The following is a 14032-nucleotide window of genomic DNA, read 5'->3' as shown; positions in this document are numbered from 1 at the left end:
GCACAGAACGATGCAATGCAAATTCTCCTGTCTATCATTATACACAAAAGCTTTTCAAAAGCAATAAATGGAAGGTTCTGTTTGCAAAAAAGAAACAAATTTCATAAACAAGCTTTCCCACATTAAGTAAATTCCCGAAGCCCTGCAGGGACGCAGACTGTGAAAAATAAGGCGGGACGGGGAAAAACCGACATTTTGATAAAAGTTTGACAAACCGGGATGCAAGGTGGGACTCCCGGCCCCGGTGGGGCAAAAAACACAGCAGACAGCTCTTTGGTGCAAGACTGAGAAAATGTAAATGAGCACAAAAAATAAGATAATAGTTGAAAAAAATAAAGCGGCATGGTACAATAAAGCTAGAAAGGACTCTCCGAGAAACAGAAACCAACATGCCGAAAGAGAGGAAGTGCTTTTCTATGAAAAAGATCGCCCCGATCCTGCTGGCCATGGTTTTGGCCCTGACCCTTTGCCTGGTAGGCTTTGCGGATGCAGAAAGCTATGACGATGATCCATTGGAAGAAACGGCGGCTTCCACGTCCGAGGAGGCCTTGGAGGAGGCAGAGCCGGTTCCTGCCAGGAGCAGCGAGTGTGCAAAGTGCGGCGAAATGCGTGTCTACATTCAGAAGATCAGCGAATACGAGGCCGGACCCTACCAGGAACCCTGCATCCATAAGACCGCAGGAACCGATGCGGTATACTATAAGTATTGCATCTATCAGGAAGTCTGCCGTGGATGCGGCTACAAATCCCCTGCATGGGATGTTCGCAGCGGCGAGACAAGCAGAGAGTGCCACGGTTGGTAAACTGTTCCCCGGAGCCGTTGACGGCTTGAAAAACTTGTGAGAAACAGCAGCCCAGAGCCCTGAAAACAGCTTTGGGCTGCTGTTTTTGCCCTTTTTTGCAATATTTTGGCCAGAAGAAACGTTTTAGTGGTAAAGGGACCTTACTTATGCTATACTGGTTCTGTATATAGATGATACTTTTCCCCCTTTGCCGGGGGCTGACATAAGGGAAACTGCCATGAAAACCATCTACATTCTGCTCACCCGCTCCGGCACGCTGCTGTCCAAACTGGTCTATGCCGCCACCGGTTCCAGCTATACCCACGCCTCCATGGCGTTTGATGCAGAGCTGAGTTGCCTGTATAGCTCCACCCGCAAAAACGGCTACACCATGTTCCCGGCGGGTCCCAGCAAAGAATACCTGAACAAGGGCGTTTTCCGTCTGCGGGACGACGCCCCTTGTGCGCTGTATGCGCTGGAGGTGTCCGATGAAGCCTATTTCCGCGCCCTGCACCGCGCCGAGGAGTTCATGCGCCTCAGCGAGGAGTACAGCTTTAATATTCTGGGGCTGATCCTGTGCGGGCTGCATATCCGCTGGCAGCGCCGCCGGCATTATTTCTGCTCCCAGTTTGTCAGTGAGGTGCTGGAGCAAAGCGGCGCTTTGGCGCTGCCCAAGGACAGCACCCTGATGCACCCCAACGACTACCCCCTGCTGCCCCAGCTGAAGTGCCTGTACAAGGGACGCTTAGCCGACCTGCCCCAGCGCAAGGCCATGGAGCTGGGCGAGACGCCCTCGATGGTCAGCATCTATACCGGCCTGCTGGTGGAGCTGCTGCAGCGCCGGGCGCAAAGGTTTTTTGAGTAACTTTGTTGTATAAAACTGAAATTTCCGCTTTTTTAGGTGTCGCTCTTGCTTTTTGCAGCCAATTGTGGTAATATTATTCGGCGGTATTGTTTTGCCGCAGAATATGCGCTCGTAGCTCAGCCGGTAGAGCATCTGACTTTTAATCAGAGGGCCAGGGATTCGAGTTCCCTCGAGCGCACCAAAATCCCACGAAGAATCGTAAGATTCCTCGTGGGATTTTCCATTTTCTGGGGCTCTGCACACTTTTGCACACTTTTTGCACACCGGCGGGAAAGCCGTGTTTTTCCTTGCATTGTCTGCATTCTGTGCATCGTGAGCGTTTTTTCCATACTTTTTTCAGGCGAACAGCAGGCGGGTAAACTCACGCCGCTGCTCGGGGTTCATCTGTCGGACAACTTTCAGCATCCCTTCCGGGGTGATCTGGATGCTGTCCGGCAGATTTTCTTTTACCGGCACAGAGCCGGATTTGGGGGAACCGATGTCCTGCGAGTAGAAGTCTGCTTCCAGCTTCTCAGCCAGCTCCAACCGGGGCTTGTCCTGCGTGTGGGCGTAGGTGTCCATCAGGATGCCCGTGGTGGCGTGGCCAGTGTTACCCTGCACGGCCTTGATGTTGCCGCCGGATTCAATCAACTGATAAGTAGCACTGGAGTGGCGCAGACCATGGAACACGATCTTCTCAAACTCCGGGTGCTCCGCACGCCATGCGCGGTACCATTTAGAAAGGGCTTCCGGGGCAACAGGCATACCGTTGGGCAGGCGGAAGAGCTGACCACAGTTGCGATACCTGCCATCCATGGCAAGCTCGTCCTGACGGAGCTTTTCTAGCCAAGCCAGCAGTTCCTCTTTCAAGGGTCTCGTCAGATAAAGGGTGCGGCTGGATTTCTTAGTTTTCGGCTTCTTCAGCACCAGTGCGGAGCTACTGCCCTCACGCTGGTCGGGGAAGATGTGGTAGATCTGATTCGGGTCGGTCTTTTCCAGTGCAGCCTTTTCGGTGCGCTGTAAGCTCCTGCCGACCGTGATGGTCCCACGTCCATCCGCTGCATCGAAGTCGATGTCTCCCGGCTGCAAGCCAAGGATCTCTCCGACACGCAGCGAGAGAATCATGCTCAGATGAACAGCAAGGTGGAGCGTAGGGTCGGTCATGGTCTGCAACGCAGCAAGCATGGTCTTTTCGTCCCAGATGGCACGTTCTTCCGAGGTCGATTTCGGGGCTTCTCTCGGAATCGGTGACTTGAGGAGCAGACCCCACTCAACGGCATAGGAAAAAGCAGTCTTGAGCATGGCGTGAACTTCCCGGATGGAAGCACCCGTCAGAAACTGCCGCTTCTGTTTGTCGGTGAGCGTTTGCTTGACACCCTGTTTATACAGTCCGCGCGGTGTCCGGCTCAGCGTGGCGTAAAACTGTTCGAGGTCATACGTCTGAACCTTCTGAATCTGCTTCTTGCCGAGATAGGGCACGACAAGATTCTGAATCATGGCTACCGTGTGGGTGTAGGTTTTGGGTGCCCACTTGTGCTTGCTGGACTGGATGGGGAGCCACTTGTACAGCATTTCCGCTACCGTCATTGCATCGGGTATGAGGAACGTACCGTCCAAGAGTTCTTTCTCTACCGAGATCTTGCGGTCTTGCGCTTCCTTCTTGGTTTTGAAACTCTCCCAGCCTTCACAGATCCGGCCAGCATGGTCTTTGTATTTGAAACGAACGGAGTAGGAATCTCCGCGCCTGAGAATAGATGCCATAGATGTTCCCTCCCTCAGACCGCTGCAAACCAATCGTCAAAGCTCTGCTTGCTTACCCGGATGCTGGTACCGAGGCGGATCACCTTGAAGTCTTTCGTGGTGTTGCACAGATTGTACGCAGCACGGTTGGAGATCGCCAACAGTTGGGCAATCTCCTCCACCCGGTAAACGAGCGGGGCGTGTCGGACAGTTTTTCTGGTCTGGTCAGAAGGTTCTACGGCAGGGGTTTCGGACAATTTCATTGTAGGGGATTCGGGCGCGATTTTCAAGTCCTCACGGGTCAGTTTGGCGGAATTTTTGCGGACATTCGTCATAGGCATGTCTCCTTTGCACTTCTCCAGACCCGGCGCAGCTCCGGTTGAGTTGCACCCTTGTGGGCCGGTAAATATGTAAGGGCCTGCCGCTCCTGACCCGAAGCAGCAGCCCCAAAAAAGTGCGAGAACTTGAATTTACGCGCCCCACGCGCCCCAAACCACACAAAAGTACCTTCCTGTGTTGATTTTATGGGGCGCATGGCTGGGATGGACGCGCCCTTTTGGGGCGCATCTTGGTTTCTCTCCCGCCCCGAAGGGCGTGTTGCCGCCCCACATCCGCCCGGAAGGGGCGGACACGAACCCGAAGAAAACAGCGATAACAAGTCGAAACCACTGATTTGGGGCGCGTAGGGCGGGAGATTTTCACTTTTCGTGTGTTTTATGCCGCAGCAAAGGCGGGGTGGACGCATACGCCCCGGAAGCCGCGATACTTTCCCTCGATGTGCTTGGAAAAGGTCAGGCCATACTTCCCTGCATTTTTCAGCAGAAACTGGCTGAACTTCTTTTGCGGAACAGGCGATTCCAGATTATCCTCGCACCACTTGGTGTAGGCGCGGTAGAGATAGGTGGAGCGTTCCTCGGTGTCGGGCTTGAAGCGGACATACGCCGTTGCCTGCATGAACTGGGTCAGGTTGTCGCTGTCCGCCATGGCTGCTTCGAGGTTCTGGATAGAGCGCTCGCTGATGGTAAACTGATAGCGGTTCGCCAGCAGACGGTGCAGCCCCTCCAGCATCCACAGCAGGATGCCGGGACGCTCCTCGGACAGCTCTTCGATGAGGAAGGGGTTATCCACCCGGGCAGGGTCACGGTCTTTTACCGTGATGAGGATCTGTCTGCGCCAGAAGCCGTCGCTGTCATCGTGAGCAGCCACAAGGTTGCCATTGCCGAAGCAGATGAAACGAACGTACAGCAGGCCTTGGACAGCCTGCTTGTTTTTCCGCTCGATGCACAAACGGTCTTCGGCGGTAACGATGGACTTGATGTTCCGTGTTTCGGGCAAAGCCACCATGTTCAGGTCGTCATCGACCATGACCAACTTGTACTCCAGATTTGCACTGGCAAAGCGGTTCGTTTCGATGCGGAGGATGGATTCGGAGTGAGAGGCTTCCCCGAACAGCTTCTTCAGCAGCAAGCCGATGCGGGATTTTCCTTCGCCGCCCTTGCCAGTCATGACCAGCATCTTCTGCGCCTTGGTAGACGGGATCAGAAGATAGCCGAGATATTCCTGCAAGGTCAGAATGTCCTCCGGGATCAGTAGACCGTCCAGAAATTCCAGCCACTTGGTCGGTGCGGGGGCATCGGGCTGGTATTCCACGGGGAGCCGGTTCAGGCAGAGTTCCTTTTCCGGCACAAAGCCCCGCTCGTCCAGAAAGTAGGTTCCGTTCTGGAGATGGATGCGGTCAAGCTGGGGTTTCCATTCAGGGGTATAGGTTTCGATACGGAGTGCGTCCAGAACCTGCTTCTCCTTCTTAGCAAGGTTGTCGAGCACAAAGTCACGGAGGTCGCTGTGGACTTCGTAGAGCAGTGCGTCCTCGTCCACCTCGCCGTTCTGGTCAAACAGCTTCTGTTTCAGGCACATCATGGGGTGCTTCTCTAAAAGGTACTGGCAGTAAGCGGTTTCACGCACTTTGCCCTTGCTGTCTACCCAAGGGCATTCGCATTCTTCCTCTTCTTCCAGTTCGTCCTCATCACGCCAATCTTCGTTCCTCTTTTTCCAGTCGCTCATGCAATCCCTCCCAATACTTCCGTAGCTCGTTTTCGGTCTGCGGGTCCGGGAGCACCGAACAGTCCAGATAATATTCAACGATGTCAAGGTTCTTTATCGCTTCAAGGAAGCAGGGGTGAAGTTCTTCTGTGGGTGACTGCGGTGCGTATCGGACCCGCCAACGCTGCAGACAGCGGTAATAGTCCAGCAGCTGCTGCCGGACGGTGGGCGGTCTGCGGGGAGCAAGCCGCACCTTGCCGTCGGCAAGTGCCATGCCGAAATCGTTCTTCAACTTTTCCACGGCCTTATAGGGAGAAAGTTGAAAAAGTCTGCCGACAAAATCGATCACATCGCCATCTGCCTGACAGGCGAAACAGTGGAAACGGCTGTCCACCTTCATGCTGGGGTGTTTATCCCCGTGGAAGGGGCAGCACATCATGCCGTTCCGGTTTACGGCGAAGCCGTACAGCTCCGCTGCCTGCCGGGTCGAGATGGCGTTCTTTACGTCCGAAAAGACAGAGGTGCTACCCTCCGTCCCAATGGGTGGGGTACAGGCGAAAGGACGAAGCCCGGTGAGGGGCGTGGGTGAGGTTGGGTTTATTCACACATCGATCCGTCAGAGTGTTGTTCATTTGACCTCCTGCTGCGGTACGGCGTGGCTGCGCTCTTCCTTGCGGAAGAAGGCTTCCACGTTTTGTTGTGCGGTGCGGAGTTCACGCAGTTCGATCTGCGCTTTCTTGTAGCGGGTGTAGAACCCGTTTTTCTCCGAGGAAAGGGTCTGGTATTCGGTATCCAGTTTTTTGAGGTCTGGCAGTGTCCTGAGCCCGTTGGCCTTGAAATAGGCGCAAGCGGCCTCGTACACAGCAAACTCTGCACGGTGCTGCTCCTTGAACTTGGCGGGATTCCGCACAGTCTGGAGCTTCTGTGCAAGAGGCTTGTACTGCCGATAGACCACAAGATGCCCGCGCATCTCCTTGAGGGAGACCATGCGGGCATCCAAGTCTTTGACCACCGCCAGTGCATCGTCGTGCTGGATTTTCAGTTCGGCAATGCGCTGGTGCAGGGCATCTTCACTGAGCAGCTTTTTCTCCTGCAGGAGACACAAGGTCTGCGACCAGCGTTTGAGGTTGAACTTTTTCGCCCAACGCTCATAGCCGATGCCCTTGCCCGCAGCCACTTTCGCCTGAATGTCAACCAGTTTCCTGATCTTATCCGGCTTCTGTTCGCTGGCGGGCTGGATGGCGGTTGCAAGCTGGATGTTCTGGGAGAGGGCGGTCAGCACCTGCTCCTTTTCCAGCTTCTTGCTCAGTTTCTTGGCGGTGATGAACTTTGTCCGACCGGGTGGGCAGTAACTCAACCGGCCTCGGCTCTCCTTCACGGCGATGCCGTGTTCCTGCATGAGCAATGCAGAAAATTCCTCGAAGGTGGTGGTCTTGTTCAGCACAGCGTAGATCTGCTTTCGCAGCTTGTCCAGCTCGGTCTGGTAGACGGTCTGGGTGGGCTGCTGCCCTTCGGCGGCAAGTTTGGCGTTGGCATGGTCTAGACGGCGTTGTCCGCGCCGCTGCGCCCAATACTCGCGCTCCGAAACATGGTCGCCTTGGGCTTCCAGCAGATTGATCTGGTTCAGGTCGGCTTGCTCGCACATCTCCATGACAGCGACACGAAGGTGCCGGAGCATGGCAGAAGTGCAGCGGTGCTTCTTGCCCGCTTCCCAGTCGCACGGCTTGTCCATGAAGGGCTGCCGTTCCACGGTGCGGACACGCAAGCTGCCGATGACGATGTGGACGTGGATGTTCCCTGCACTGTTGTGACCGTCCGGGTGGGTGCAGACGATGGCGGGATGACCGGGGAAATTTTCCTTGCAGAACTGCAAGCCAAGGGCTTGCGCCCGCTCCATGGTCAGGCCGTTCTCTACTGCGTCCTTCGGGTCGAAGCTGATGATATAATGGTGGGTCTTCACGTCCTCCCGCCTGCCGTTCTTGCCGTACTTGCGATTGGCAATCAGGCAGGCCATAGCGAACGAGGATTCGCCGCACTCAAGGGTGTCGAGCAGGTACGAATCCCGCAGCTTGGGTCTGCCCTTCTCGTCCAGAATGGGCAGACCGGTGTACTCGTTGTGCTGAAAGGTGAGATAGCTTTCGGCGGCGGCATAGTTAGAGTTTTTCGAGGTCAAATGCTTGATGGTTGCCATACAGTTCACCAACCGTTTCTTCGGCTTTCAGCCGAAAGTTCGTGAGTGCGGACAGTTCCTCCAGAATCTGCGCCCGGAGCTGCTCGGTGTCTTTGCCGCCGGAGTTAAAGTGCCGTGCAAGCTGGTTGAGGTTGCTTCCCACCTTGCTGCACTGGGCAGACAAGGTAGCAAGCGCCGCCAGTGCATCCTCGCCGCCCTGCGCCACCACAACGGTGTGCTTGACGTTTACGCCGTACAGGACACGGCGGACGAGTTCGGATTGGGTGAGGTGGAGTTCTTTACAGGCGTATGCGATCCGCAGTTTTTCTTCTGCGGTCACCCTGACTTTGATGATGTGTGTCTTTCGTTTTTGCGGCGTGTCATTGCGGTTCTTCTTTGCGTGTACGTTCGGACTTTTCATTTCAGCCATATTCGACCTCCTGTGAAAATGATAAATGCCCGCTCCGGGATGGAGAGGGCTATGTAATGCGACACGCCGCTTTTGCGCTGAAACCAGCGCAACGCTGGAGCAGGGTTTGGGGAAGGCACTCCCCAACAAGACCGCGGTTGCGCAGCAACGAAAGCCCCAGTGGGGCTTTCGAGTGGCAGCACGGTTTGCGTAGCAAATGGAGGAGTCTCACTCCGACAAGTGCTAGACCATGTGGACAGCAATTCTTCAAGCATTGAAAATTTGTGGCCACAGGTCGATACTTGCTTTCGCCCTTTCCGTGCAACACTGAAAATTTCAGAAGTTGAACCGCAATGCACGTTGAAAATTTTGCAGAGCAAAACGTGTGAAAAGGCAAAGCCCCTGCTCATGGTCACCGTTCACACCGAACGCAGTTCCTGCCCCTGTTTTGCAGCGGCGTTGTCCGGCTCGCCCACAGAAAGTGTGAGGTCATGGCGCAGTATCTCGTTCAGACGGCTTATGTAAGATTCAAGGTACAGTATGAAGAAAGCCGGACGCAGTGTGGACACTACAACCTGCTTCTTTCAAGCACAAGAATAACACTTTGCGGTTGTGCGGTCAACAACCAAAAATAAATTTTGGAAGATTGAACAACTACATAAGATTTTATTTGTGAAAAAGAAAAATACCGCCCACGCAGCGCAGCGATGATTTTGTCGGGTGAAGTAAGCGGCAAAATGAATCGGGTGTGTTGCGGGGCGGTAAAAATCTTCATGGGGAATAAATCCTCGCCGCTCTGTACTTTTCTGAAAGTCCGCGTTTGCGTAGCAATGAAAGCCCCAGTGGGGCTTTTAAGCGGCAGAGCGGTCTTGCGCAAGCAAGATGGAGGGGCATTGCCCCGACAAGCTCGGTGGGATTTGCGATAAAGGGTATCACGGATTGCGGCGAGCGTCAAGATGGTTTTGCAAATTTTATTTCAGTAAAGCGGTGATAGTAGGACTTATATTTAACACACGGCAAGAAACAATTTCCGTTTCGCACATTGTAATGTTCGCAGAAAAAACTTATAATGCTTTTGAACCTGTAGGACACACAAAATGCAGAAAAGAGAGGGAATCATGAGAAAACTGTTCCTTTTGGAAGATGATCTGAGCCTGATCAGTGGGCTGACCTTTGCATTCAAGAAACAGGGTTTTGCACTGGATACAGCCCGGACGCTGGCAGAAGCCGAGGTGCTGTGGTCAGACAGAAAATATGACCTGCTGGTGCTGGATGTTTCCCTGCCGGATGGCTCTGGCTTCGATTTCTGCCAGAAGGTGCGGCGCACATCCAACGTGCCGATTCTGTTCCTGACTGCTTCGGATGAGGAAATGAATATCATCATGGGGCTGGAACTGGGCGGGGATGATTACCTGACCAAGCCGTTCAAGCTGGGTGTCCTGTTGTCACGGGTCAATGCACTGCTTCGCCGTGCAAATGCGTCCAGCGCAGGAGAACCCGTACTGGAATCGGGCAGCATCACCGTCCGGCTGTTGCAGGGGCAGGCATACAAAAACGGAGTATTGCTGGAACTGACCGGCGCAGAGTACAAGCTGCTCTGCTTCTTTATGCAGCATCCGAATGCCGTGCTATCCAAGGAACAAATTCTGGATGCACTGTGGGACTGCGATGGGGATTACATTGACAGCAGTGCCTTAACAGTGTACATCCGGCGGCTGCGGATGAAGATTGAGGACGACCCCGGCAAACCGCAGATGCTGCTGACTGTCCGCGGCATGGGCTATAAATGGAATGGGTAAAGGTGCCGTATGAAAGTATTCGCAAACCGGGAAATCCGGATTTTGTTCCGGACAGTGCTGTCGGTCTGGGCGGTGGCATTGGCTCTCACGCAGGGCATCGTATGGCATACAACGCATGTATTTTCTTTCGGGTTACTGTTGGTTTTTCTGCTGCTGGGCGGCTGTCTCTGGGGCGTGCTTTTTCGCTATTTCCAAAGGCAGAGCGCGCTTCTGGAACAGGCAGTCCAGCAAATCCAAAGCTGTCTGGATGGTAACCCGGATGCACGACTGGACTGCGACCGGGAGGGAGAACTTTACCGTCTGTTTCACTCCGTTAATGCATTGGCGGCAGTTCTGAGCGCACACGCAGACAACGAGCAGCGGGAGAAGCGTTTTTTGAAAAATACCATTGCAGATATTTCGCACCAGCTCAAAACACCGCTGGCGGCGTTGAATATCTACAACGGTCTGCTTCAGGACGAAGTTGTTTCGCCGTCGGAGGTCAAAGAGTTTGCAGACCTGTCCGAACAGGAGTTGGACCGCATCGAAACGCTGGTGCAGAATCTGCTCAAAATCACCCGGCTGGATGCCGGTTCGGTCGTCTTGGAGAAGAAAAACGAAAATGTTGCTGAAATGGTGCAGGACATCGCGCGGCAGTATAACTATCGTGCAGAGCAGGAACAGAAAAAGCTCGTTCTGTCTGGCTCAGAGGCGGTTACACTTTGGTGCGACCGTGACTGGATGCAGGAAGCTGTGGACAATCTTGTAAAGAATGCCCTTGACCACACAAAGAGCGGAGATACGATTCAGGTAGAGTGGAATGCACTGCCGTCCATGGTTCAGATCAAAGTGCGCGACAACGGCAGTGGCATCCACCCGGAAGATTTGTACCATATCTTCAAACGGTTTTATCGCAGCCGCTTTTCACAGGATACACAGGGCATCGGGCTGGGTCTTCCGCTGGCAAAAGCCGTTGTGGAAGCCCATCACGGCACCATTGAAGTAGACAGCGAGCTGGGAAAGGGCACGACCTTTACTCTGAATTTTCCGATTCCTACAAAATTGTAGGCTGCGTGTAGGCTTGCAGTAAGGTTGACGTGTTATCCTTTTCTGCACAGACAGAAATAATCCGTCTGAATCGAAGGAATCTGCAAAGTGAGGGATACACTATGGAACTATTAGAAGTCAACCATCTCTGCAAGACCTACGGCAGCGGAGAAACTGCTGTCCATGCGCTGAAAGATGTTAGCTTTTCAGTGCCGAAAGGCGAATATGTGGCGGTCGTTGGCGAATCCGGCTCCGGCAAAAGCACCCTGCTCAACCTGATTGGCGGACTGGATACGCCGACTTCCGGTAAGGTGCTGATTGATGGCAAGGATGTTTTTGCCATGAAAGACCGGGAGCTGACGATCTTCCGCCGCCGCAATATCGGTTTTATCTTTCAGGCATTCAACCTCATCCCGGAACTGACCGTAGAACAGAACATCCTGTTCCCGGTGCTGCTGGACTACCAAAAGCCGGACAGGGCATATCTGGAAGAACTGCTGACCGTGCTGAATCTGAAAGACCGTCGAAAGCATCTGCCAAGCCAGCTTTCCGGTGGGCAGCAGCAACGGGTAGCCATTGGCCGTGCCCTGATGACCCGCCCTTCACTGATTTTGGCGGATGAGCCGACCGGCAATCTGGACACCCAGAACACCAGCGAGGTCATTGCCCTGCTAAAAGAAACATCCCGGAAATACGAGCAGACCATCCTGATGATCACCCACAACCGCAGCATTGCGCAGACGGCAGACCGGGTGTTGCAGGTATCGGACGGCTGCCTGACCGATTTTGGGAGGTGCCGGGAATGAGCAGCACAGAAATGAAAAGCTATCTGAGCCTGATCCCGCTTTCTGCCAAGGTACGCAGACGGCAGAACCGCATGACGATTTTGTGCATCGTCCTTGCGGTGTTTCTGGTCACGGCGGTGTTCAGTATGGCAGATATGGCGATTCGGATGGAAACCTCAAACCAGCTGAACAAAAACGGAAACTGGCATATCATGGTAAAGGACATCTCCCCTGAAACAGCCGTAGAGCTTGCCGCACAGGAGGATGTTGCTGCATTTTCGGCGTATAGCGACATCAACGCTTCCCTTACGGAAAACTACTTTGCCGGAGATAAACGTGCCGCACTGGTAGGAGCAGATGATGCGATCCTTCAAATCTTTCCGGGAATGCAGTGTAGCACTGCCCCGGCGGATGGCGAAGTGCTCGTGACAGCAAACATCCGGGATTGGCTGGATGTTACGGTCGGTACAGCGATTCCGCTGACGCTCCTGGATGGACAGACCATTTCGCTTACTGTCGCAGGTTTCAATAAGGATACCTCCGATGCGAACCAGTATGATGCTGTTGTGCTGGTGATGAACCGCAGTACATTTTCTCAGATTGCCGCACAGGTAGAAGAATCCTTTGAAACACAGTATTTCATCCAGTTCAAGCCACGTACCAATTTGCGGCAGTCCATTGTGAACATCGAAAACAAGTACGGAATTTCAGAAGAAAAAATCTCCGAAAATACTTACCTGATGGCGTTGAACGCAAGCAGCAACAACGATTATATTGTAGGCTTATATGCGGTAGCGGCTGTGTTGGCTGGCATGGTCGTCCTTGCCGGAATTTTTATGATCACAGGCAGCATCAACAGCAATGTAGCGCAGCGTACCAGCTATTATGGAATGCTGCGTTGTCTTGGGGCAGGAAAAAATCAGGTTCGGATGCTTGTCCGGCTGGAAGCTCTTTTCTGGTGTAAAACTGCTGTTCCAGCAGGATGTGTGCTGGGAATCGTTTCCACATGGGGATTGTGTTCCTTCCTGCGTGGATTTATCGGCGAGGAGTTCAGCTCTTTACCCGTGCTTGGCATCAGCCCGGTCGGTATTATCTGTGGTTCTGCGCTGGGACTTATCACAGTTTGGTTCGCGGCATCTTCTCCGGCACGGCGGGCGGCAAAAGCTTCTCCGATCACAGCAGCAACTGGGAATGCGGTGGAAAATGCAGCGGATTCTCCGTGTCATGCTCGGTTGTTTGGAAGTCGTGCAGAGCTTTCTTTGGGCGTGAGCCATGCAACCTCGTCCAAAAAGAACTTGCTTTTGATGACAGGCTCCTTTGCGTTAAGCATTCTCCTGTTTTTGAGCTTTTCGGTTTTGCTTCGATGGGTTGGATTTGCGCTGAATCCGTTGCAGCCCTACACACCGGACTTATCGGTGGCTGAAACATCCGGGCAAAATGTCCTTGACCCGGTACTGGTGGAGCAGCTGGAAGCTCTGCCGGAAGTCAAACACGCATTCGGGCGGATGTTTTGCCCGCTCCCGGCGGAATATCAGGGAAAACAGGGGTCCATCGACCTGATTTCATACGATACTATACAGTTTGGCTGGGCGAAAAAAGACCTGATTGGCGGAACCCTTCCGCAGGAGCCGGAGGATGGCACATACCCTGTGCTGACGGTATTCGACAAAAGCAACTCCCTGACCGTGGGTGATACCATTCAGCTGGAGGATGCAAAGCTCACAGTCGTGGGTGTATTGAACGACAGCCCGTTCAGTAGTACCGATTCCCCGATTGTTATCTGCACCGAAGAAACCTTCCATCAGCTGACCGGGCAAAACCGCTATGCGGTGATCGATATTCAACTAAAAGATACCACAGCAGACGCAGCCATTGCACAAATACACACCCTGCTGAGTGACACGTTAAACAAGCAGGTTGTTTTTTCCAACCGAATCGAAGGAAATCGGATGATACAAAGCACCTACTGGGCGTTCCATCTGGTGGTCTATGCGTTTCTCATCGTGATTGCAGGAATCACCATTCTGAACATCATCAATAGCATTTCCATGAGCGTGTCGGCACGAATGAAGCAGTATGGCATCCTGCGTGCCATCGGGATGGATGATGCACAGCTGAAACGCATGATCTCTGCCGAAGCTGGCACCTATGCGGTGTCCGGTCTTGTGGTGGGCATTGCGCTGGGTCTTGTGCTGAATCGGAAGCTGTATATCCTGCTCATCACCCATTATTTCGGTGCAGCGTGGCAGATGCCGTGGGGCTGTCTTGCCGTGATCGTCATAGTCGTGCTGGCGGCTGTGGTGCTGGCAGTATATAACCCGGTCAGGCGAATCCTCATGCAGCCCATTACTGCAACCATCAGTGAATTATAAACCAGAACAACAGATGCCCACCAGCTTATGGCGAAAACCATAGGTCGGTGGGTATCGTGTTCTTT

At 53.6% G+C, this 14032-nt stretch carries 13 protein-coding genes and 1 tRNA gene; 7 read left to right on the top strand and 7 right to left on the bottom strand.

The features are described 5' to 3' along the window. The first annotated feature begins 416 nt into the window (after positions 1 to 416). The 3 genes from MTP43_RS00740 to MTP43_RS00730 all read left to right on the top strand — a co-directional run bounded on the left by MTP43_RS00740 (position 417) and on the right by MTP43_RS00730 (position 1828). Entirely contained in the window at positions 417 to 803 is a 387-nt protein-coding gene (locus MTP43_RS00740) for a hypothetical protein (RefSeq protein WP_117526965.1), read from the top strand. A 217-nt stretch (positions 804 to 1020) separates the two neighbouring features. Further along, positions 1021 to 1647 carry a hypothetical protein gene (locus MTP43_RS00735; RefSeq protein ID WP_117530133.1) on the top strand — a complete coding sequence of 209 codons (627 nt, stop codon included), beginning with the start codon at positions 1021 to 1023 and terminating at the stop codon, positions 1645 to 1647. 105 nt (positions 1648 to 1752) lie between these two features. Next, positions 1753 to 1828, top strand: a tRNA-Lys gene (locus tag MTP43_RS00730). A gap of 155 nt (positions 1829 to 1983) precedes the next feature. On the opposite strand, the gene MTP43_RS00725 is transcribed toward MTP43_RS00730, so the two are convergent. The 7 genes from MTP43_RS00725 to MTP43_RS00695 all read right to left on the bottom strand — a co-directional run bounded on the left by MTP43_RS00725 (position 1984) and on the right by MTP43_RS00695 (position 8760). Further along, on the bottom strand, positions 1984 to 3387 hold the full coding sequence (locus tag MTP43_RS00725; RefSeq protein WP_112121786.1) for a site-specific integrase: 1404 nt from the start codon (positions 3385 to 3387) through the stop codon (positions 1984 to 1986). A gap of 14 nt (positions 3388 to 3401) precedes the next feature. Next, complete coding sequence (locus MTP43_RS00720) at positions 3402 to 3707, bottom strand: helix-turn-helix domain-containing protein (RefSeq protein ID WP_097791241.1); 306 nt, start codon at positions 3705 to 3707, stop codon at positions 3402 to 3404. A gap of 373 nt (positions 3708 to 4080) precedes the next feature. Continuing rightward, the gene (locus MTP43_RS00715; RefSeq protein WP_006735274.1) at positions 4081 to 5427 is read right to left on the bottom strand and encodes a DNA primase family protein; all 1347 of its coding nucleotides are present in this window, start codon (positions 5425 to 5427) and stop codon (positions 4081 to 4083) included. Then, positions 5390 to 5842 carry a CHC2 zinc finger domain-containing protein gene (locus MTP43_RS00710; protein WP_256266048.1) on the bottom strand — a complete coding sequence of 151 codons (453 nt, stop codon included), beginning with the start codon at positions 5840 to 5842 and terminating at the stop codon, positions 5390 to 5392. The genes MTP43_RS00715 and MTP43_RS00710 overlap by 38 nt, the downstream gene beginning before the upstream one ends. 192 nt (positions 5843 to 6034) lie before the next feature. Beyond that, positions 6035 to 7597: a relaxase/mobilization nuclease domain-containing protein gene (locus tag MTP43_RS00705; RefSeq protein WP_249234984.1), complete on the bottom strand. Its 1563-nt coding sequence runs from the start codon at positions 7595 to 7597 to the stop codon at positions 6035 to 6037. Beyond that, complete coding sequence (locus MTP43_RS00700; protein ID WP_249234983.1) at positions 7560 to 8006, bottom strand: plasmid mobilization protein; 447 nt, start codon at positions 8004 to 8006, stop codon at positions 7560 to 7562. The genes MTP43_RS00705 and MTP43_RS00700 overlap by 38 nt, the downstream gene beginning before the upstream one ends. A 547-nt stretch (positions 8007 to 8553) precedes the next feature. Beyond that, complete coding sequence (locus MTP43_RS00695; protein WP_162789024.1) at positions 8554 to 8760, bottom strand: hypothetical protein; 207 nt, start codon at positions 8758 to 8760, stop codon at positions 8554 to 8556. A 343-nt stretch (positions 8761 to 9103) separates the two neighbouring features. Here MTP43_RS00695 and MTP43_RS00690 point away from each other — a divergent pair, with 343 nt between their 5' ends. The 4 genes from MTP43_RS00690 (at position 9104) to MTP43_RS00675 (ending at position 13967) form a co-directional block, all read left to right on the top strand. Continuing rightward, the gene (locus MTP43_RS00690; protein WP_112146629.1) at positions 9104 to 9784 is read left to right on the top strand and encodes a response regulator transcription factor; all 681 of its coding nucleotides are present in this window, start codon (positions 9104 to 9106) and stop codon (positions 9782 to 9784) included. 9 nt (positions 9785 to 9793) lie between these two features. Beyond that, entirely contained in the window at positions 9794 to 10831 is a 1038-nt protein-coding gene (locus tag MTP43_RS00685) for a sensor histidine kinase (RefSeq protein WP_112148507.1), read from the top strand. A gap of 101 nt (positions 10832 to 10932) precedes the next feature. After that, positions 10933 to 11616, top strand: a complete 684-nt coding sequence (locus MTP43_RS00680; protein WP_005942816.1) for an ABC transporter ATP-binding protein — start codon at positions 10933 to 10935, stop codon at positions 11614 to 11616. Continuing rightward, complete coding sequence (locus tag MTP43_RS00675) at positions 11613 to 13967, top strand: ABC transporter permease (RefSeq protein WP_249234982.1); 2355 nt, start codon at positions 11613 to 11615, stop codon at positions 13965 to 13967. Before MTP43_RS00680 ends, MTP43_RS00675 begins: the two co-directional genes overlap by 4 nt. Positions 13968 to 14032: the final 65 nt, after the last annotated feature.

The organism is Faecalibacterium sp. IP-1-18 (assembly GCF_023347355.1).
GTDB lineage: Bacteria > Bacillota > Clostridia > Oscillospirales > Ruminococcaceae > Faecalibacterium > Faecalibacterium prausnitzii.
The sequence above is the reverse complement of the archived record's forward strand: the minus strand, read 5'-3'. Positions and strand labels throughout refer to the sequence as shown.

What these genes read in the sequence shown, in the direction of transcription:
- MTP43_RS00735 (WP_117530133.1), top strand. Translation starts at nt 1,021, where the DNA reads ATGAAAACCATCTACATTCTGCTCACCCGCTCCGGCACGCTGCTGTCC.
- MTP43_RS00690 (WP_112146629.1), top strand. Translation starts at nt 9,104, where the DNA reads ATGAGAAAACTGTTCCTTTTGGAAGATGATCTGAGCCTGATCAGTGGG.
- MTP43_RS00695 (WP_162789024.1), bottom strand. Translation starts at nt 8,760, where the DNA reads ATGAAGATTTTTACCGCCCCGCAACACACCCGATTCATTTTGCCGCTT.
- MTP43_RS00680 (WP_005942816.1), top strand. Translation starts at nt 10,933, where the DNA reads ATGGAACTATTAGAAGTCAACCATCTCTGCAAGACCTACGGCAGCGGA.
- MTP43_RS00740 (WP_117526965.1), top strand. Translation starts at nt 417, where the DNA reads ATGAAAAAGATCGCCCCGATCCTGCTGGCCATGGTTTTGGCCCTGACC.
- MTP43_RS00720 (WP_097791241.1), bottom strand. Translation starts at nt 3,707, where the DNA reads ATGCCTATGACGAATGTCCGCAAAAATTCCGCCAAACTGACCCGTGAG.
- MTP43_RS00685 (WP_112148507.1), top strand. Translation starts at nt 9,794, where the DNA reads ATGAAAGTATTCGCAAACCGGGAAATCCGGATTTTGTTCCGGACAGTG.
- MTP43_RS00705 (WP_249234984.1), bottom strand. Translation starts at nt 7,597, where the DNA reads ATGGCAACCATCAAGCATTTGACCTCGAAAAACTCTAACTATGCCGCC.
- MTP43_RS00710 (WP_256266048.1), bottom strand. Translation starts at nt 5,842, where the DNA reads ATGTGCTGCCCCTTCCACGGGGATAAACACCCCAGCATGAAGGTGGAC.
- MTP43_RS00700 (WP_249234983.1), bottom strand. Translation starts at nt 8,006, where the DNA reads ATGGCTGAAATGAAAAGTCCGAACGTACACGCAAAGAAGAACCGCAAT.
- MTP43_RS00725 (WP_112121786.1), bottom strand. Translation starts at nt 3,387, where the DNA reads ATGGCATCTATTCTCAGGCGCGGAGATTCCTACTCCGTTCGTTTCAAA.
- MTP43_RS00715 (WP_006735274.1), bottom strand. Translation starts at nt 5,427, where the DNA reads ATGAGCGACTGGAAAAAGAGGAACGAAGATTGGCGTGATGAGGACGAA.
- MTP43_RS00675 (WP_249234982.1), top strand. Translation starts at nt 11,613, where the DNA reads ATGAGCAGCACAGAAATGAAAAGCTATCTGAGCCTGATCCCGCTTTCT.